The sequence below is a fragment of the Thioclava sp. F28-4 genome (assembly GCF_002020045.1).
Lineage (GTDB): Bacteria > Pseudomonadota > Alphaproteobacteria > Rhodobacterales > Rhodobacteraceae > Thioclava > Thioclava sediminum.
On sequence record NZ_MPZQ01000003.1, the window covers coordinates 484,921 to 502,668 of the forward strand.

Below are 17,748 nucleotides of genomic sequence, written 5' to 3' on the forward strand. Positions count from 1 at the left end.
GAGAAAATTATTTATTCACAAGTTGTTACGCGCCACAGTTAAACGACTCGGCTTCGCCACCCGGCACCAGTTCCCTTTCCTTGCGGCTGAACCAAAGGCCGATCCAGTCCGTTGACTTACAGGGCAATCCAAACGCGCCCCCGAGTTTTTCAAAAGTTTCCTCAAGGACTGACCAGCATCAGCCTTCAGCGGAAAGGAATTGCCATGTCAGTTTATCTCCACGGCCTCTCGACTGCCCTGCCGCCGCATTGCCTCGCGCAGTCCGAGGTGCGTAAGCGCGCCGAGATCATCTTCGGCGAGACCTACCCGCAATTCGAGCGGCTCTCGAAGACCTTCGACACGGCCGGGATCGATCGGCGCTATTCGGTCGTGCCGATCGATTGGTTCTCGGAGCCGCACGGCTGGGCGGATCGCAACGCGGCGTTCATGGAGGGCGCGAAGGCGCTGTTCATTGACGCGGCGCAGGCGGCCCTCGACACCGCAGGCTGGCAGGGCTCGGAGGTCGATTGCGTGGTCACGGTCTGCTCGACCGGGCTCGCGACGCCCTCGCTCGAGGCGCAGGTGCTGGGCGAGATGGGCTTTCGCGACGACATCATGCGCGTGCCGATTTTCGGTCTGGGCTGCGCGGGCGGCGTCTCGGGACTGTCGACGGCGCAATCCATCGCGGCGGGGCGGCCCGGCGCAAAGGTGCTGCTCGTCGTGGTCGAGACCTGCTCGCTGTCCTTCCGCGCAGACCGGATGCAGAAGGCCGACATCGTGGCGGCCGTGCTGTTTGCGGACGGCGCGGCTGCGGCCTGCGTCAGCACCGACACGCCCGGCGCGGGTCAGGTGATCTCGCTCGGCCAGGGGCACCAGAAGACCTGGCCCGACACGCTCGACATCATGGGCTGGGACGTGGACGAGATCGGCTTCGGTGTGATCTTCGACCGCTCGATCCCGGGCTTCGTCACGTCTGAGTTCGCGGAGGCAGCCGATGGCGCGCTCAAGGCCGCGAACCTCAACCATGACGAGATCGACCGCTATGTCTGCCACCCCGGCGGTGCGAAGGTCGTGGAGGCGATCGAAGGTGCGCTGCATCTGGAACAGGGCGTTCTGGATGCCGAACGCGCGGTGCTGCGCGAGGCGGGCAACATGTCCGCCCCCACGATGCTGTTCGTGATGCGGGCGGTGTTGGACGCGGGCAAGACCGGGCAGATGATGGGCTGCGCGCTGGGGCCGGGCTTTACCGCCTCCTTCCTGCCCTTCCATGTCGGCCCGTCCCAAAGCGAGACAGAGGCCGCCTGATGGTCCTTCCGAGCCTCCTGTTCCTGGCTTTCATCGTCGTGCAACGGCTGAGCGAATTGGTGATCGCCAAGCGCAACACCGCCCGGCTTCTGGCGCGCGGGGCCTATGAAGTTGGCGCGTCGCATTACCCGGTGATGGTTGCGATGCACAGCGCGTGGATCCTCTGCCTGATCGTCTTCGGGCTCGGCCAGCCGGTCCACCTCGGCTGGCTCGCGATCTTCGCGGTGCTGCAGGTGCTGCGCGTCTGGATTCTCACCAGCCTCGGCGGTCGCTGGACGACGCGGATCATCATCCTCGACGAGCCGCTGGTCGCGCGCGGGCCGTTCAAATACGTCTCGCATCCCAACTACATGCTGGTCGTGGCGGAGATTTTCGTGGCCCCGATGGTGCTGGGCCTGCTCTGGGTAGCCGTGCTGTTCACCGTTCTGAACGCGGCGATGCTCTGGGTGCGGATCGGGGTCGAGAACAAGGCCCTCGCCCCGATGCGCGCGGGCTGAATGCGAAACGGGGGGCGATTGCGCCCCCCGTTTTGTCTCATCCGCTTGTCTGAAGTGGCTCAGCCGCCCAGCACTCGTGGCAGCCATAGCGTCAGCGCCGGAAAGCCCAGCAGAAGCGCGACGCGCACCAGCTCGGACAGGAAGAACGGGAAGACGCCCCGGAAGGTGGTGCCCATCGGCACGTTCTTCGCCAGCGCCGAGATCACGAAGACATTCATCCCCACCGGCGGCGTGATCAGCCCTAGCTCCACCACGACAAGCGCGAGGATACCGAACCAGACCTTCAGCTCGTCGGTCGAGAGGCCGAAGCCAGAGCCGTCCGCCATCTGGTAGAGCCCGCCATTGATCTCGACCAGCACCGGCCAGAAGAAGGGCAACACCAGCAGGATCATCGACATGGAGTCCATCAGGCAGCCCAGCACGATCAGCGCGATCAGCAGGATCGCCATCACCATCATCGGCGGCAGGCCGGAATTGACCGCCATATCGGCGGCCGCCTGCGGCACCCCTGCCCGCGACATGAAGATCTTCAGCAGCTCGGCCCCCAGCAGGATCAGGTAGATCATGCCCGTGGTGCCCGCCGTCTCGAGGATCGACGAGCGCATCGCCTCGCGCGACATCAGCCCGCGGAAGAGCCCGTAGACGAAGACCGCGAAGACACCGATCGCAGCGGCGGGCGTCGGGTTGTAGAAGCCCGCATAGATGCCGCCGATCACGACGCCGAAGATGCCCAGCACCGGCAGCACGCCGCGCGTGGCCGCCCAGAACTCGGCCTTGTCCGACACGCCCTGCGCGGGGCCCGCGCTCGGTACGAGGCGGACATAGATCGCGATGGTCATCAGGAACAGCACGACGGCGATCAGACCGGGGATCAGCGCGGCCATGAACATCGTGACGATATTGGCCTCCACGATCACCGCGTAGATCACGAGGATCACCGAGGGCGGGATCAGGATGCCCAGCACGCCGCCCGCCGCGACCGAACCGGTCGCGAGTGCGGGCGAGTAGTTATAGCGCTCCAGCTCCGGCAGAGCCACTTTGCCCATCGTCGAGGCGGTGGCGAGCGAAGACCCGCAGACCGCGCCGAAGCCCGCACAGGCGGCGATCGAGGCCATCGCTGTGCCGCCGCGCATCCAGCCGAACCACGCATTGGCGGCGCGGAACATATCGCGCGACAGGCCCGTCTTGGTGGCCAGCGCCCCCATCAGGACGAACATCGGCACGACCGAGAGGTCATAGATCGAGAATTGGCCGTAAGCGAGCGTCTTGAGCTGGCTCAGCAGGATCGCCGGGCCGTTGATGATCGCGGTGCCGCCAGCGCCAACGACGATCATCGCATAGGCGATGGGCACACGCATCACGATGAGCCCCACGAGAATGGCGAGGCCCAGCAGGCCGAGAGTAATCGGGTCCATCAGGCACGCCCCGTCCAGTTGTCCCGCAGGCTCAGCGCTGCGGCGATGAAAAGTAGCGCCAGCGAAGCAAGCGCGGGAAGGTAGGCCCACCAGACCGGGATCTGCAGGATCGTGGTGGCGAGCGAATAGGATTTCTGGTCGAGCATCCCGAAATACATCCGCCACAGCAGAAGCGCCGCGAAGCCCAGCGCCAGCACCGAGCCGATGGCCGAGAAGCGGCGCTGCACGGCGGCGCTCAGTTTCGAGGTGAAGATATCCGCCGTCACGTTCTGATCGGCGAGTTGGCAATAGGGCAGGAACATGAAGGCCGCGATGGCGACCCCCATCTCCGTCAGCTCGAAGTCTCCCGCGAAGGGCAGCCCAATAAAGCCGCCCACCACTGTCCAGACGTTTACGGCGACGATCGCTGCAAGCACCCCGCCTCCGGCGAGGGCCCAGGCATAGATCGCCTTGCGCAAGAAAGTCTCAGTTGCAGAATGCATGATCGTCGCCGCTCCGTTGGTTACTGGCTCGCCAGGTTCTTTTCTTCTTCAGCGGTCAGCTCGCGGGCTTCTTTCACCAGCGCCGGACCGTCGATGCCTTGGCCTTTCACCTCGTCTTCCCAACGGGTGACGACCGGCTGCATCGCATCCTTGAAGGCTTGGGTCTCATCGGCCGAGAGCGTGATCAGCTCGTTGCCATCCGCTTCGGCAGCCTTGATCCCGTTATTGTCGCTGGTGCGCCAGATATCACCGACCTGCTTCAGCCACGCCTCGTCGGAGGCCTTGCGGAACGCCGCTTTGACGTCATCGGGCAGGCTGTCCCATTTCGCCTTGTTCATCGACACCTGGAAGATCGAGGTGCCCAGACGCCAATGGTCCTGACCTTCGATCTGGTACTGAGTCTGCTGCTGCAGCTTCAGCGCGGGGATGATTTCCCACGGGATCAGCGCGCCGTCCACGACCTTCTTCGACAGCGCCTGCGGCAGTTCCGGCACCGGCATCGCGACCGGCTGCGCGTTCAGCGCCTCGATCACCCAGGCCCCCGTGCGCGACGGCGTGCGCAGCTTCATGCCCTTCACGTCGGCGGGGCTGTGAACCGGGGTATCCACGGTGTGGATGCCGTTACCCGCATGGGCGTGCAGGAACATCACTTCGAGGCCCTTGTCCTCGTATTCCTGCTTCAGCTCCTTATCGAACATGTCGCGCATCGCGAGGTTGGTCGCGGCCGGGTCGTTATTGAAGACGGTCGGCAGTTCGAACACCTCGGTGCGCGGGAAGAGACCGGGCGTGTAGCCGTTGAGCGTCCAGATCAGATCGACCACGCCGTCGCGCGCCTGCTGCACCAGCTCGGGCGGGCGACCACCCAGCGTCATCGCGGGGTAGATGTCGATCTTGACCTTGCCGTTCGACAGCTCTTCGACACGCTTGGCCCAGGGCTCCAGCATCTGGGTCTGCACCGGCGCCTTGGCGCCAAGGAAATGGTGCAGCTTGAGGGTGATCTCCTGTGCGAAGCTTCCGCTTGCCCAAAGCATGGCCGCGGCGCTCAGGCCCAGCAGTTTCATAAATTTCATCGTTATTTCCTCCCTTTATGCCCCTCGCGCGGGGGCGGTTCGGCCTGTCAGTAAGGCAGGCCCACGTAGTTTTCGGCAAAGCTCTTGCGTGCGGTCTCCGACATCTGGAGATACTCGAACTCCGCGCGTTGCATCCGGCGCTCGAACGCCCCCGTTTCCGGAAAATCGTGCAGCATCGAGGTCATCCACCACGAGAAGCGCTCGCATTTCCAGACCCGCGACAGCGCCGTCTCGGAATAGGCGTCGAGCCCTTCGGACGTGCCGTGGTTGTAGAACCGATCGAAGGCGCGGTGCAAATAGTAGACGTCGGACGCCGCGAGGTTCAGGCCCTTCGCGCCGGTCGGCGGCACGATATGGGCGCTGTCGCCCGCAAGGAACAGACGCCCGTGGCGCATCGGCTCGGAGACGAAGCTGCGCAGCGGCGCGATCGACATCTCCAGCGGCTCGCCGGTGACCAGCGTCTCGGCCACATCGGCCGGGATGCGGGTGCGCAGCTCGTCCCAGAACCGCTCGGCGGGCCAGTCTTCCAGCTTCTCGCTCAGCGACACCTGCACGTAATAGCGGCTCAGCGTGGGCGAGCGCATCGAACACAGCGCAAAGCCCCGATCATGGGCCGCGTAGATCAGCTCGGGCGCGGCGGGCGGCGTCTCGGACAGAAGGCCGAGCCAGCCAAACGGATAGGCGCGCTCGAATTCCTGACGATGGCTTTCCGGGATCGCTTTGCGCGAGGGCCCGTGGAAGCCGTCGCAGCCCGCGACGAAATCGGCGGTCAGGGTCTTGGCCTCGCCCTCATGGGTGAAATGCACGGTGACGCCGTCGCCCTCGATGCCTTCGATCCCGGTCACCTCGGCCTCGTGCAGCACGGTACCGCCGCGCGCGTCGCGGGCGGTATACAGGTCCTGCGTCACCTCGGTCTGGCCATAGACCATCACGCCGCGGCCCGTCAGATCCTTGATGTCGATATTGAGCCGCTCGTCATGCCACGAGATTTCGACGCCGTCATGGATCTCGCCCTGACGGTCCATCCGCGCACCCACTTCAGCGGCGCGCAGCAGATCGACGGTGCCCTGTTCGAGCACCCCGGCGCGGATCCGCGACAGCACGTAGTCCCGCGAGCGCCGTTCCAGCACGACGCTCTCGATCCCATGCAGGTCGAGCAATTGCGACAGCAGCAGCCCGGCCGGGCCCCCACCGATGATAGCGACTTGGGTCTTCATGCGTCTCCTCCGCAAAGGTCATTGCAGCGCTGCGCAAAAGCGCGCGCCTGCGCCGGGGCCTGCCCTGCCGCGAGAAGCGGATCGGTCAGGGTGTCCCCGTCGAGTTCGGGATGGGCGGCCAGCAATGCCGCCGCCGGATCGGGTGAGGCCATCGCCTCTTGCACCGCTGTCTTCGCCGCGTTGCGCGGCAGCGTCTTGGCCAGCGTGAAGATCGCGCGCTCGGCATAAGGGCCGAAGCCCGCCGCCTCGAGATTGGCGCGCATCCGGGGCGCGTCGGCCTCGAGCCCGCCCAGCATCTCTCCGGCGAGGCGCAGCGACGCGCCACAGGCCACGAGGATCGGGCGCAGGCTCATCCATTCCAGCGCCCAGGCGGCGCCGTCGCGGAACTGACCGTGCAGCGCGGATTCGAACAGGCTGACCTGCAGATGCGCGGCGTGCCGCGCCAGCGCCACCAGCGCCTCGGCGGCCACGGGGTTCGATTTGTGCGGCATGGTGGACGAGCCCCCACCCGCGATCCGCACCTCGTTGATCCCCGACTGCGCGAGCGTTACCACATCCGTGCCGATCTTGCCCAGCGAACCGGTCAGCAGAACCGCTTGCGCGCCGGTCGCGGCCATCGCGTCACGGCGGCTGTGCCAGGGCTGATCCTCGGCCTGCAGGCCCAGCGCCGCAGCCACGCGGTTGCGCACCGGCTGCGCCTTGTCGCCCAGCGCCGCGTCAGTGCCGACGGCGCCATGTAGTGCGACCCGGCCCGCGCCTTGCATCACGGCCATTCGCGCCGCCGCGTCGATCAGCGGCTGCCCCCAGGACGCCACCAGCGCGCCGAAGGTCACCGGCAGGCCGATCTGGCTGCGGGTGCGCCCGGCCATCACCGTCTCGGCCTCGCGCCCGGCCAGCGCGCCGGTCACACGGATCACGCGCCGCAGCCGCGCCGCGATCACGGCGAGCGCCTGCGTCATCACAAGCGCCGTTGCACTGTCGATGATGTCTTGCGAGGTCGCCCCCCAATGGAGCGCCTGCCCCGCCTCTTCCGACAGCTTCGCGCGCAGATCGCCCAGCAGCGCCGGAACCGGTACGCCATCGCGCGCGGCACCTTCGGCCAGTGTCGCCGGATCGGGCTGGTAGCCATGCAGCTTGTCCGCAATCTCGGCAGCCGCAGCCTCGGGCACGACGCCTTCTGCGGCGCAGGCCTCGGCCAATGCCACCTCGACACGCACCATCGCAGCCAGCAATGCGGCATCGTCGAGCATCGCACCCAGTTCCGGATCACCGTAGAGACCGGACCAGAGCGGGCTGTCGAGGGGCGACAGGCTCATGCGGCCCCCTTCATCGGCAGCGCGAGGATCTCGCGCGCCTGCTGCCATGTGGCAACCGGACGGCCCGCCTTTTCGCACAGATTGACCGTGCGCTGCACCAGCGCCGCATTCGAGGGCGCGAGCGTGTCCCGATCAAGCCGGATGTTGTCCTCCAGCCCGGTGCGGCAATGCCCGCCGGTCTCGATGCACCACTGGTTGATCACCACCTGCCCCGGCCCGACGCCCGCCGCGCACCATGTCGCCTCGGGCAGAACGCGCGCACGGGTCTCGCGCATGAAATCGAACGCCGCGCGGTCGACCGGCATCGCGTTTTTCACACCCATCACGAATTGCACATGGACATTCGCGGGCAGCCGCCCGTCGCCGACCAGCTTCGCGGCCTGAAAGATGTGGCTGAGGTCGAAACACTCGATCTCGGGGCGCACGTCGTAGGTCTTCATCTCGGAAGCCAGCCAATCGACCAGATCCGGCGGGTTCTCATAGACCCGCGTCGGGAAGTTGTTCGACCCGACCGAGAGCGAGGCCATGTCGGGCCGCAAGGGCAGCATCCCGCCCCGCGTCTTGCCCGCGCCGGACCGCCCGCCCGTGGACAGCTGCACGATCATGCCGGGGCAATGCTGGTGCAGCCCCTCCATCAGCCGCGCGAAGCGGTCGGGGTCGGAGCTGGGCGAGCCGTCCTCGTTGCGGACATGGCAATGCGCAATGGTCGCGCCCGCCTCGAACGCGGCCTGCGTCGACTCGATCTGCTCGGAGATCGTGATCGGCACGGCGGGGTTGTCGGATTGCTGCGGCACGGAGCCGGTGATCGCGACACAGATGATGCAAGGGTCCTGGGTCATGGCTCAGATATCGAAGAAGACGGTTTCGCCTGCGCCCTGCAGACGGATTTCGAAACGGTATTCGCCCGGGCCGGTCGCTTCGGCGACCATCGTGGCGATCCGGTCGCGATGCTCGATCCGCGCCAGAAGCGGGTCGCCCGACAGATCGTCCTCGGGGAAATACATCCGGGTGTGCAGCCCGTGATTGATCCCGCGCGCAAAAATCCAGAACGAGATATGCGGCGGCGTCTTGCGGTCGCCCGAAAGCGCAATCGCGCCGGGCTTGATCGTCTCGAAAATGATCTCGCCGGTGGTGAAATCGGCGGGGATGCGACCGAAACCGGAGACAGCCGGGTCGGCCCCCTCCTGCCCCGGATAGATACCGGCGGCGTCAGCCTGCCAGGTCTCGACCAGACAATCGCGCAGCGGCAGATCGCCCCCGTCCACGACGCGACAGGTGATTTTGATCCGGTCGCCTTTCGCCTCCGGCCCGGCGATCTCGCGGCCCAGCGTCTCGAAGGGCACATCCTCGATGCCGCAGGCTTCGGGGGCGAGACCGATATGGACGTAAGGCCCTGCCGTTTGCGAAGGCGTCAGGATCGGCTTGTCGAATTTCTGCACCATCACAATCCCTCCGGGCGGTTTTCGAAATGGGTCTGGCGGTGGCCGCGCAGCACGATGTCGAAGCGATAGGCAATCGCGTCCATCGGTTTCGTCTCGCCCATGTCGAGCGCCGCCACGAGCCGGTCGAGTGCGGCCTTGTCGGGGATCGTCTGTGCGATCGGGCAGCGCGCGATCAGCGGATCGCCCTCGAAATACATCTGGGAGATCAGGCGCTGGCCGAAGCTGTGCCCGAAGATCGAGAAGTGGATATGCGCGGGACGCCATTCGTTCGGGCCGTTGGGCCACGGATAGGCGCCGGGCTTCACGGTGCGGAACGCATAGGAGCCGTCCGCGCCCGTGATCGTGCGCCCGCAACCGCCGAAATCGGGATCGAGCGCCGCCAGATAGCCGTCTTTCTTGTGGCGGTAACGCCCGCCCGCATTGGCTTGCCAGATCTCGATCAGCGCGTTCGGGATCGGACGGTTGTTCTCGTCCAGAAGCCGACCGTGCACGATGATCCGCTCGCCGATGGCGCTGGTGCCGGGGCGGGCATAGTTCAGCAGCAGGTCGTTATCGAGCGCGCCGAGCTTCACATGTCCGAAGGTCGGGCCGGTCTCCTCGCTGGGCGAGCTGTCGAAGGCGATCAGCGCGCGCTCTGGGCTGCGCAGCACCGAGGTCTTGTAGGTCGGCGTGAAGAGAGGCGGATGGATACCGGCCTCGCGGGGGATCAAACGACCGGTCATTGGCCCATCTCCTTCAGCGTTTCCTTGATGATCTTGATCGCGTGATTGGCGCGCGGTACGCCCGCATAGACCGCGACATGCAGCATCGCTTCGCGCAGGTCTTCCGGCGTGGCGCCCGTGTTGGCGGTGGCGCGGGTATGCATCGCGATCTCCTCGTGATTGCCCTGCGCCGCCAGAAGCGCGATCGTCACGATGGAACGTTCGCGCGGCGTCAGGTCGGGCCGCGACCAGACCGAGCCCCAGGCGCCCTCGGTGATGAATTCCTGAAACGGCGCGTCGAACTCGGTCTTGCTCGCATCGGCGCGGTCGACATGGGCGTCGCCCAAGACGCGGCGGCGCGTTTCCATCCCTGCTTCATATCGCTCAGACACGCTCATGCTCCTTCAGAAATTCAGTGATGAGGCGCGCCACCTGCTCGGGCGCCTCGATTGCGGGAATATGCCCCGCGCCTTCAATCAATTCGGCCCGCGCGCCCGGAATGGCGGCGGCCATCTCCATGACCTGCTCGGGCGGCGTCGCGCCGTCATGGCTGCCCGCGATCACGAGGGTCGGTGCGGAAATCTCAGGTAGAGCGTCGCGCAGATCGGCCCCGGCGAGCGCCGCGCAGCAATTCGCATAGCCCTTGGCGTCGGTGCGCGCGACCTCCGTCACCCAGAGCGCGCAATCGGGATGGGCGCGGAAGGTGGGGCCGAACCAACGCTCGATCACGCCTTGCGCCATCGCGGGCAGGCCCTGACTTTCCACCGTGGCGATCCGCTCGGCCCAGCTTTCCTCGGTGCCGATCTTGGCCGCCGTGTTGCTGAGAACCAGCGCACGCACGCGTTCAGGGGCGATCCGCGCGATTTCCTGCGCGATCATGCCGCCGATCGAACAACCGACGAAAACCGCCCGCTCGATGCCCAGATGATCGGCCACCGCAAGCGCATCGCGCGCCAGATCGGTGATCGTGGGGGCGACATCAGATGTCGCGCTCAGCCCGTGGCCGCGCTTGTCCATGCGCACCAGACGATAGCCGGAGAGCGGGGCGACAAGCCCATCCCACATCCGCAGATCGGTGCCCAGCGAGTTCAGACATATAACCGGAACGCCCTGTGCCACACCGTCTTCGCGGTAATGGATATGCCCCCAGTCGCAAATAAGTGCGTGCATCCTCTTCCTCCCGCCATAATCTTTTCTGAAGTTTTCGCTTGAGCCAAATATAAAATGCACGTTAATCCATAACCCCATGGCTATGCATAAAGGTCTCAAGCTGCGGCACATCCGCGCCTTTCTCGACACGATCGAGGCAGGCGGCGTGTCGGCTGCGGCGCGTAAACAGGGGATTTCACAGCCTGCCTTGTCGAAAACGCTCTCCGAGATGGAGGCGATGCTGGGCGGCGCGCTGCTGGAGCGGCGTGGACGGCGGCTGACCGTGACGCCCGCGGGCGAGGCGTTTCGCCGCCATGCGATACAGGCGCTGCAGGAACTGGAAGCCGGGGCGGCCGCGCTGAGCGGCGACGGGATCGGCGACGTGATCAATGTGGGCGCGCTGCCGACGGTGGCGGGCTCGATCTTTCCGGGCGTCGCGCTCGACTTCAGCCGCGCCCATCCGGGCACGCGGCTCTCGATCAGCACCGGGCCGAACCTGTATCTGCTCGACCGGATCCGCTCCGGCGCGCTGGATCTGATGATCGGGCGGATGCCGGCGGCGGGCGACATGCCGGGGCTGCGCTTCGATTTCCTCTATGAGGAAGAGGTCATCCTCGCGGCGCGCGCGGGCCATCCTTTCGCGAACAGCCCCGCCCCCGAGGCACTGCGCCAATGCGACGTGATCCTGCCCACGCGCGGCGCGATCATCCGGCGCATCGTCGACGATTATCTGGGCGCGCAGGGCATCACCGAGCCGCGCTGCCCGATCGAGACCGTCTCGCTCGCGACCGGGCTCGGGCTTCTGGAGGGGTCGGATATGCTGTGGTTCATCTCGCGCGGTGTGGTGGCGCGCGAACTGGCCTCGGGGCTTCTGGTGAGCCTGCCGCTGGGCGCGCAGTTCATGTCGGGCGCGGTCGGGCTGACGATGAAGCACGAGATGACCGAGCGCCCCGAAGTCGCCCGGCTGACCGCGATGATGCATGAGGCAGCCCGGATGCGCGAGGCGACGTCCACCTGAGGCGCGGGCAAGCCGCCCTGCCCCGGCGTATTACACCTCAAAAGGCGTTATGATCCGGGCGAGGTCGCCGCAGCGCGCGCCTGTCTTTGCGCCTGCCTGCGCGCCTTGAAGGCCGCGACCAGACGCGGGATGCGATGTTCCTTGCCGCGGCTGGCGAGATGGTCCTCCATCACCTTGCGGTAAAGGTAGATATCCTTGCGGCCTCGGGTCGACCGATAATACCAATCCTCGCTCAGCTCGCCCGCAACCGCGCGCGCAATGACCGCCTTCAGAAGCTCCATCCGGCGCAACACCAGCGCCGTCTTGTGCCCCTGCCCGAACGCCTTGAGCAGCGTGACGTTATCGCGCGGCAGACGCCCGACCTGTCGCATATCCTCTTGCAGGAACGGATCGCAGATCACCCAAACCTTGGCCGCAGCACTGCTATGTTCAGCCGCATCCGAGCGCGGCAGCGACCAGTCCTGATCGCGCCCCCGGGCAAAGCGCCGCTCCCACGGAGCCAGATCGCGCGCGAGCGTCGTCTGCGGGCTGAAGGCCACCACCTCGCAGCCCGGCGCGAGATCGGCGAAGGCCAGCGCGCCGAAGCCGCCCATCGAGGTGCCCGTCATCACGACCCGCGCGTATCCTTCGAAAAAGCCCTGATCGCGCAATGCCTCCATCCGGGCGATCAGCCGCGCGTCGCGAAACCATGTCGGGCCTTGCGCAACCACGCCCAGATGGCTCCAGCCATTGTCGCGGATGAATTTCTCGGCCCAGGGCCGGATGTCATAGCCCGGATAGCCCGCATCCGAGAGGTTATCGAACGTCACGACCAACGTGCCCGGATCGCGCGCGACATGGATCAGCGCGTGCTCGCCCAGCTTTTCATAGAACCCGTCACGGGGCCCTGCCGGGAAAATCTCGCGATACCAGTCGGGCAGCTTCTCCTCGAGCCCGGACACATCACCTGCGGCGTCGTCTTCGAAATCATCGGCCATCGAGATCGCTTTTTCCTGCTCGGGATCGATTGAGGTCTGACATTTTTTCTTGCGCCGATCAATTACATACGGATGGTTTGGTGCTATCGTCACGGCGAAGGCGAGATAAGAAAAACCAAAGAGATCGGGCACATTTATGGCAACAGGGAAGCGGAGCGCAGAACGTGGCCTGAGCCGCAGGATGCGGAGTGGGTCGACCACGTCATATTGTGAACGAGATTTCGTGCATTCTCGCGCCCATTGGACGCCCGACGTCTCCACCGAACTTACCGAATACCGCCCCCACGCAGCCTGACCGCCGCGAAAGACCTTTCCAAACAGGAGCCTACCCTTGTCCCAACTGCCGACGATCGCGACCCTGTGGATCGGAGACCGCCTGTCCTGGCTCGAACAGCTGAGCCTGAAATCCTTCGTCGATGCGGGCCATGATACGCTGCTCTATTGCTACAACCTGATCCCGAACGCCCCGCCCGGCGTGACGCTGCGCGATGCGCGCGAGATCTTCCCGGGCGACGAGATCATCCGCCACAAGCGCACCGGCAGCCCCGCGATCCATGCCGATCTGTGGCGCCTGCATCTGATGGAGAAGACCGATTACATCTGGGTCGATGCCGATGTGCTCTGCGTGAAGCCCTTCGATTTCAAAGACGATTACGTCTTCGGGCTGGAGAAGCCGCACCTGATCTGCAACGCGGTGATGCGCCTGCCCGCGGAGTCGCAGACGCTGCGCGGGCTGCTGGATTTCGTGGCCGATCCCTACGCGATCGGGCCATGGCTGAAGGAAGAGCAGCAAGAGGAACTGCGCGCGGCCCGCGACCGCGGCGGACCGGTGCACTTCTCCGAGCAGGAATGGGGGCTGACCGGCCCTGCCGCGTTGAGCCACTTCCTGCGCGAGACCGGCGAATGGGACCATGCGCTCTCGCAACAGGCCTTCTATCCGATCCCGTTCAAGAACCGGAACAAGATGATCATGTCGCGCTTCGACGTGGAGACGGATTTCCTGACCGACGACACCTATGCGGTGCATATGTGGGCACGCCGGATGAAGCCCCGTCTGGAAGAGGCCGAGAACAACCGCCCCCGGCGCGGCAGCTACATGCACAAGGCGTTGCAGAAACACGGGATCGACCCGTCCGGGGCCCCGATCCCGCCCAAGGTGAAACCCGTCGACGCCTGAGACGGTGGGGTCTCCGGCAGTCGACGCGGGGTGCGAAAGCGCAGGCCCTGTCGGCGCCCAGCCTTGACCTCGACGGTCCGCTGACCCATCTTTTTGCTCAGATGCAGGTCACACTGAACGCCCGAGTGCTCGAACCTGCATCCAGACGATGTTAGCCTGCTGTTTCATTGACCCGGCTTGCAGCCACAGACAATCCGCCTTTGCTGTTCAGCCCGGAGGAGGTCCGCCATCAGCGCTCAGATACTCGCTGCAGTGATACTTTTGCCCTTCCTGTTCGTCGCACTCTACGCGGGCATTCACGAGTTTCTCCGGTTCAGATCGGAGGGACGGGCGAATTACGGTCTGATCTTCGATGAAGAAACGGGAACCTCCTACGTGACCGGCATCGCGGAAGAAGAGGACGCGTTCGATCCTGAAGACTTCGATCCCAACGACTACAACGATCCCGAAGTCGCAGAGGAAACGGAAGAGAGCAAAACCTGACCGTTGCGGCCTGTGAGCCTTCTTTGTCGGCGCGACCGCTCACGGGCGGTGCCCCCCCCCCCCCGGCCCTAAACCTTCACGCTTGAGCGCTTAGGAACGTGGCGCGTGCCTGTGCGATGCGTTCGAAGCGAGTGAACCCTCGCGGCTATCTCCGGTCAGCCATCTAACTTCGTGACGCTCTGAGCGACCAGCCAGTCGCGGAATTTCTTCGCCTTTGCGGAGGCGCGACGGTGAACCTTGATGTAGAAGCACTGTGGCGACACCACGCTTTCTGACCCGAGCGCGACGAGCTCTCCGGCGTCGATCAGGTGGCCGACCAGACCGTCCCAACCAAGCAGGGCGCCGACGCCTTCCTTCGCCATCTGCAGCCCGATCATGTAGTTGTTGACGGTGATCCGTTTGCCGGTCGGCTGCGGAGCGCCGAGCTCGGACAGCCAATCGGGCCATTCGGTCCAGCGATGGCGCTCGCGCGTGATGTGGATCAGCGGGACGCGGTGCAAGTCATGCGCGGCGGTGATGGCATAGCGCGCAGCAAAAGCCTCCGAGCCCACCGCGCAGATGCAGTCCTGAAAAAGCTGCGTGCAGCTTTCATCCCCCTCGGGAAACTCGCCGTAATGCAGGCTGAGATCGACGGTCGCCTCTAAATCCACCGCGTCGCTCACGATCTGCGAGACGTTGATATCCGAATGGTTCAGCCAGAATTCCGTCAGTTTGGGAGTGAGCCACAAAGAGCTGACCGCGGTCGAGGCCAGCACCATCACGTCGTCCTCCGCGACAGGCCCGCGCATATCCCTCACGACGTCGGATATCGCCTCGAAGCTGCGCTGCACGGCGTTGAAAAGATAGGCCCCGGCCTCGGTCAATTCGACGCCGCGATGCTGGCGGCGGAAAAGCTGCTGACCGAGCTCCGACTCGAGCGCCCGAATCTGATGGCTGACGGCGGTCGGGGTCACGTTCAGCTCTGACGCCGCCGCCTTGAAGCTTAATTTTCGGGCAGCAGCCTCGAAACAATTCAGTGAGCTAAGCGAGGGAAGATCATAGGGGCGCTGCATGATGTCGGTTTCGAACCATTCCGTGTCGAAATATGTCTTAGGTGAGCTGAACTCACCCGGGATGAATATTTATGACGTTGAGAGGCACGAAAAAGCAAATTTGAAATGAGGTGAAATCACGCTTGGATAGGAAAGGCCGCGCCCGTGACACCTCCTCTTGCCGATCTGCTCGCACATCGCAAACCCGGGTATTCTCTCGACCGGGCCTTCTATACCGACCCTGGCATCTTCGAGGAGGATCTCGAGCATATCTACTACCGCGAGTGGCTTTATGCGATCCCTGCCTGTCAGCTGGTCAAGACCGGCGACTACGCGCGCCTGAAGATCGGGGCTTATGACGTCATTCTGGTTAAAGGCAGCGATGGCGAGATCCGGGGCTTTCACAACACCTGCCGCCACCGCGGCTCGATCCTGTGCAAGGCGTCTGCGGGCCGTGTGGCCAAGCTCGTCTGCCCCCATCACCAATGGACCTACGATCTCGACGGCAGCCTGCTCTGGGCGCGCGAGATGGGGCCGGAGTTCGACCCGAAAGAACATCGCCTGCATGCGGTTCAGACCCGCGATCTCTGCGGGCTGATCTATATCTGTCTGGCCGATGACGCCCCTGATTTCGAAGCCTTCGCGGCCATGGCGCGCCCCTATCTGGAGGTCCACGACCTGCACCGGGGCAAGGTCGCCTTCACCTCGTCGATCATCGAGGAAGGCAACTGGAAACTGGTCTGGGAAAACAACCGCGAGTGCTATCACTGCTCGAGCAACCACCCCGAGCTGTGCAACTCCTTCCCGCTGGACCCGGAGGTCGCGGGCGTCTCCGCCGATGGTTCGATCTCGGCCCGGCTTCAGGGGCATTTCGACCGCTGCGAGGCGGCGGGCGCGCCGGCGCAATTCCGTCTCGGCGGTCAGGGGCAATACCGTCTGGCGCGGATGCCGCTGCAGGACAATGCCGTCAGCTACACGATGGACGGTCAGGCGGCGGTGCGCCGCCCCCTCGGGCGCGTCGCCCTGCCCGATGCGGGATCGCTGCTGAAATTCCACTACCCGTCGACCTGGAACCACTTCCTGCCCGACATCACGCTGACCTTCCGGGTCATGCCAATCAGCCCCACCCAAACCGAGGTGACGACCTGCTGGATCGTCGATTGCGATGCGGTCGAGGGGGTGGATTACGATCTGGATCGCCTGACCGAAGTCTGGATCGCCACCAACGATCAGGACCGCGAGATCGTCGAGGACAACCAGCGCGGCATCAACTCTCCCGCCTATACGCCGGGCCCCTACAGCCCGGACTGGGAGTCCGGCGTGATCCAGTTCGTCGACTGGTATGCCGACACCATGACCCGCGCGCTTGCCCCGCGCAGCGTCGCGGCGGAGTAGGCTCATGGCTGCAAGTGCTCAACCGCTCCTTCAGTTCTGGACCGATGACGAACCGCTGGAATGCGTCAACTTCCTGCCCGAGGCCCCCAATACGGCGAGCTTCACCTTTCGCCCGCCCTCGGGGGCGCTGTTCCACTTCAACGCCGGGCAGTTCGTGACGCTGGAATTGCCGGTGGCGGGCGGCCCGCTGCACCGGACTTTCACGATCTCCTCCTCGCCATCGCGGCCCACCTCGCTCACCGTCACGGTGAAGGCGCAACAGGACTCGCTTGGCACGCGCTGGATGCTCGACAATCTGCGCCCCGGCATGCGGATCAAGGCCTTGGGACCGGCGGGGATGTTTTCGAACGTCGTTCATCCGGCGTCGAAATACCTGTTCATCTCGGCAGGCTCCGGCATCACTCCGATGATGTCGATGACGACGCAGCTCTATGACGCGGGCAGCGACCCGGACATCGTCTTCATCAATTGCGCGCGTCGTCCGTCGGAGATCATCTTCCGCGAACGGCTGGAGCATATGGCCTCGCGCCTGCCGGGCATCGCGCTGACCTGGGTGGTCGAGGAGCAGGATCGCTACGCGCCCTGGACCGGGATCAAAGGGCAGTTGAACCAGCTCATCCTCGGTCTCGCAGCCCCCGACTATCTCGAGCGTGAAGTGTTCTGCTGCGGCCCCGAGCCTTTCATGCGCGCGGTGCGCGAGGCGCTGACCGGTCTGGGGTTCGACATGGACCACTACCATCAGGAGAGCTTCAACGCCCCGATTGCCGATCGCCCAGTCGAACCCGAAGACGACGTGACCCCCGACGAGGATGCCGCCGTCGAGGTCACCTTCGCCAAATCCGGCAAGACCGCGAAGATCAAGGAGACCGAAACCCTGCTCGCCGCCGCAAGGGCCGCGGGCGTGCCGCTGCCGTCGGGCTGCACCTTCGGGGTCTGCGGCACCTGCAAGATCAAGACCAAGGGCGGTCAGGTCCACATGGTCCACAACGGCGGCATCACCGATGACGAGATCGAGGAAGGCTACGTTCTCGCCTGCTGCTCGAACCCGATCGGCGACGTCTCGATCGACGCCTGACAGCCCCCTACCCTCAAGA

Annotated in this window: 19 protein-coding genes; 7 read left to right on the top strand and 12 right to left on the bottom strand. The window is 65.0% G+C overall.

Annotated features, from left to right (window positions below; all coding sequences use genetic code 11):
* The first annotated feature begins 204 nt into the window (after nucleotides 1–204).
* Nucleotides 205–1,284, top strand: a complete 1,080-nt coding sequence (locus BMI87_RS09890) for a type III polyketide synthase (protein WP_078520999.1) — start codon at nucleotides 205–207, stop codon at nucleotides 1,282–1,284.
* Nucleotides 1,284–1,781: an isoprenylcysteine carboxyl methyltransferase family protein gene (locus tag BMI87_RS09895; RefSeq protein ID WP_078521000.1), complete on the top strand. Its 498-nt coding sequence runs from the start codon at nucleotides 1,284–1,286 to the stop codon at nucleotides 1,779–1,781. Before BMI87_RS09890 ends, BMI87_RS09895 begins: the two co-directional genes overlap by 1 nt.
* Before the next feature lie 59 nt (nucleotides 1,782–1,840).
* On the opposite strand, the gene BMI87_RS09900 is transcribed toward BMI87_RS09895, so the two are convergent.
* The 10 genes from BMI87_RS09900 to pcaD are packed head-to-tail and all read right to left on the bottom strand — an operon-like array spanning nucleotide 1,841 to nucleotide 10,594.
* Nucleotides 1,841–3,196 carry a TRAP transporter large permease gene (locus tag BMI87_RS09900; protein WP_078521001.1) on the bottom strand — a complete coding sequence of 452 codons (1,356 nt, stop codon included), beginning with the start codon at nucleotides 3,194–3,196 and terminating at the stop codon, nucleotides 1,841–1,843.
* Nucleotides 3,196–3,678: a TRAP transporter small permease gene (locus BMI87_RS09905; protein WP_078521002.1), complete on the bottom strand. Its 483-nt coding sequence runs from the start codon at nucleotides 3,676–3,678 to the stop codon at nucleotides 3,196–3,198. The genes BMI87_RS09900 and BMI87_RS09905 overlap by 1 nt, the downstream gene beginning before the upstream one ends.
* Before the next feature lie 20 nt (nucleotides 3,679–3,698).
* A complete protein-coding gene (locus BMI87_RS09910) occupies nucleotides 3,699–4,748 on the bottom strand; it encodes a TRAP transporter substrate-binding protein (RefSeq protein ID WP_078521003.1) in 1,050 nt (349 codons plus the stop codon).
* Between the two features lie 47 nt (nucleotides 4,749–4,795).
* Nucleotides 4,796–5,965 carry a 4-hydroxybenzoate 3-monooxygenase gene (gene pobA / locus BMI87_RS09915; RefSeq protein WP_078521004.1) on the bottom strand — a complete coding sequence of 390 codons (1,170 nt, stop codon included), beginning with the start codon at nucleotides 5,963–5,965 and terminating at the stop codon, nucleotides 4,796–4,798.
* Nucleotides 5,962–7,281 carry a lyase family protein gene (locus BMI87_RS09920; RefSeq protein ID WP_168175191.1) on the bottom strand — a complete coding sequence of 440 codons (1,320 nt, stop codon included), beginning with the start codon at nucleotides 7,279–7,281 and terminating at the stop codon, nucleotides 5,962–5,964. The genes pobA and BMI87_RS09920 overlap by 4 nt, the downstream gene beginning before the upstream one ends.
* Entirely contained in the window at nucleotides 7,278–8,120 is an 843-nt protein-coding gene (locus BMI87_RS09925) for a 3-keto-5-aminohexanoate cleavage protein (protein WP_078521006.1), read from the bottom strand. Before BMI87_RS09925 ends, BMI87_RS09920 begins: the two co-directional genes overlap by 4 nt.
* Nucleotides 8,121–8,123: 3 nt before the next feature.
* On the bottom strand, nucleotides 8,124–8,723 hold the full coding sequence (gene pcaG / locus BMI87_RS09930; protein ID WP_146681554.1) for a protocatechuate 3,4-dioxygenase subunit alpha: 600 nt from the start codon (nucleotides 8,721–8,723) through the stop codon (nucleotides 8,124–8,126).
* Nucleotides 8,723–9,445, bottom strand: coding sequence for a protocatechuate 3,4-dioxygenase subunit beta (gene pcaH, locus BMI87_RS09935; protein ID WP_078521007.1), 723 nt, complete (start codon nucleotides 9,443–9,445; stop codon nucleotides 8,723–8,725). The genes pcaG and pcaH overlap by 1 nt, the downstream gene beginning before the upstream one ends.
* Nucleotides 9,442–9,822, bottom strand: a complete 381-nt coding sequence (pcaC, locus tag BMI87_RS09940) for a 4-carboxymuconolactone decarboxylase (protein ID WP_078521008.1) — start codon at nucleotides 9,820–9,822, stop codon at nucleotides 9,442–9,444. The genes pcaH and pcaC overlap by 4 nt, the downstream gene beginning before the upstream one ends.
* The gene (gene pcaD / locus BMI87_RS09945) at nucleotides 9,809–10,594 is read right to left on the bottom strand and encodes a 3-oxoadipate enol-lactonase (RefSeq protein ID WP_078521009.1); all 786 of its coding nucleotides are present in this window, start codon (nucleotides 10,592–10,594) and stop codon (nucleotides 9,809–9,811) included. Before pcaD ends, pcaC begins: the two co-directional genes overlap by 14 nt.
* A 76-nt stretch (nucleotides 10,595–10,670) precedes the next feature.
* Between pcaD and BMI87_RS09950 the strand changes: the two genes are divergently transcribed.
* Nucleotides 10,671–11,591, top strand: coding sequence for a LysR substrate-binding domain-containing protein (locus tag BMI87_RS09950; RefSeq protein ID WP_078521010.1), 921 nt, complete (start codon nucleotides 10,671–10,673; stop codon nucleotides 11,589–11,591).
* 47 nt (nucleotides 11,592–11,638) lie between these two features.
* Here the strand turns inward: BMI87_RS09950 and BMI87_RS09955 are convergent, their stop codons facing one another.
* The gene (locus tag BMI87_RS09955; protein WP_078521011.1) at nucleotides 11,639–12,568 is read right to left on the bottom strand and encodes a hypothetical protein; all 930 of its coding nucleotides are present in this window, start codon (nucleotides 12,566–12,568) and stop codon (nucleotides 11,639–11,641) included.
* A gap of 331 nt (nucleotides 12,569–12,899) precedes the next feature.
* On the opposite strand from BMI87_RS09955, the gene BMI87_RS09960 reads away from it, so the two are divergent.
* Nucleotides 12,900–13,745, top strand: a complete 846-nt coding sequence (locus BMI87_RS09960) for a hypothetical protein (protein ID WP_078521012.1) — start codon at nucleotides 12,900–12,902, stop codon at nucleotides 13,743–13,745.
* 252 nt (nucleotides 13,746–13,997) lie between these two features.
* Entirely contained in the window at nucleotides 13,998–14,228 is a 231-nt protein-coding gene (locus BMI87_RS09965) for a hypothetical protein (RefSeq protein WP_371326878.1), read from the top strand.
* A gap of 155 nt (nucleotides 14,229–14,383) precedes the next feature.
* On the opposite strand, the gene BMI87_RS09970 is transcribed toward BMI87_RS09965, so the two are convergent.
* Nucleotides 14,384–15,280, bottom strand: coding sequence for a LysR family transcriptional regulator (locus BMI87_RS09970; protein WP_078521013.1), 897 nt, complete (start codon nucleotides 15,278–15,280; stop codon nucleotides 14,384–14,386).
* Nucleotides 15,281–15,424: 144 nt separating this feature from the next.
* On the opposite strand from BMI87_RS09970, the gene BMI87_RS09975 reads away from it, so the two are divergent.
* On the top strand, nucleotides 15,425–16,654 hold the full coding sequence (locus tag BMI87_RS09975) for an aromatic ring-hydroxylating dioxygenase subunit alpha (protein WP_078521014.1): 1,230 nt from the start codon (nucleotides 15,425–15,427) through the stop codon (nucleotides 16,652–16,654).
* A 4-nt stretch (nucleotides 16,655–16,658) separates the two neighbouring features.
* On the top strand, nucleotides 16,659–17,729 hold the full coding sequence (locus BMI87_RS09980; protein ID WP_078521015.1) for a hybrid-cluster NAD(P)-dependent oxidoreductase: 1,071 nt from the start codon (nucleotides 16,659–16,661) through the stop codon (nucleotides 17,727–17,729).
* The last annotated feature ends 19 nt before the right edge of the window (nucleotides 17,730–17,748 follow it).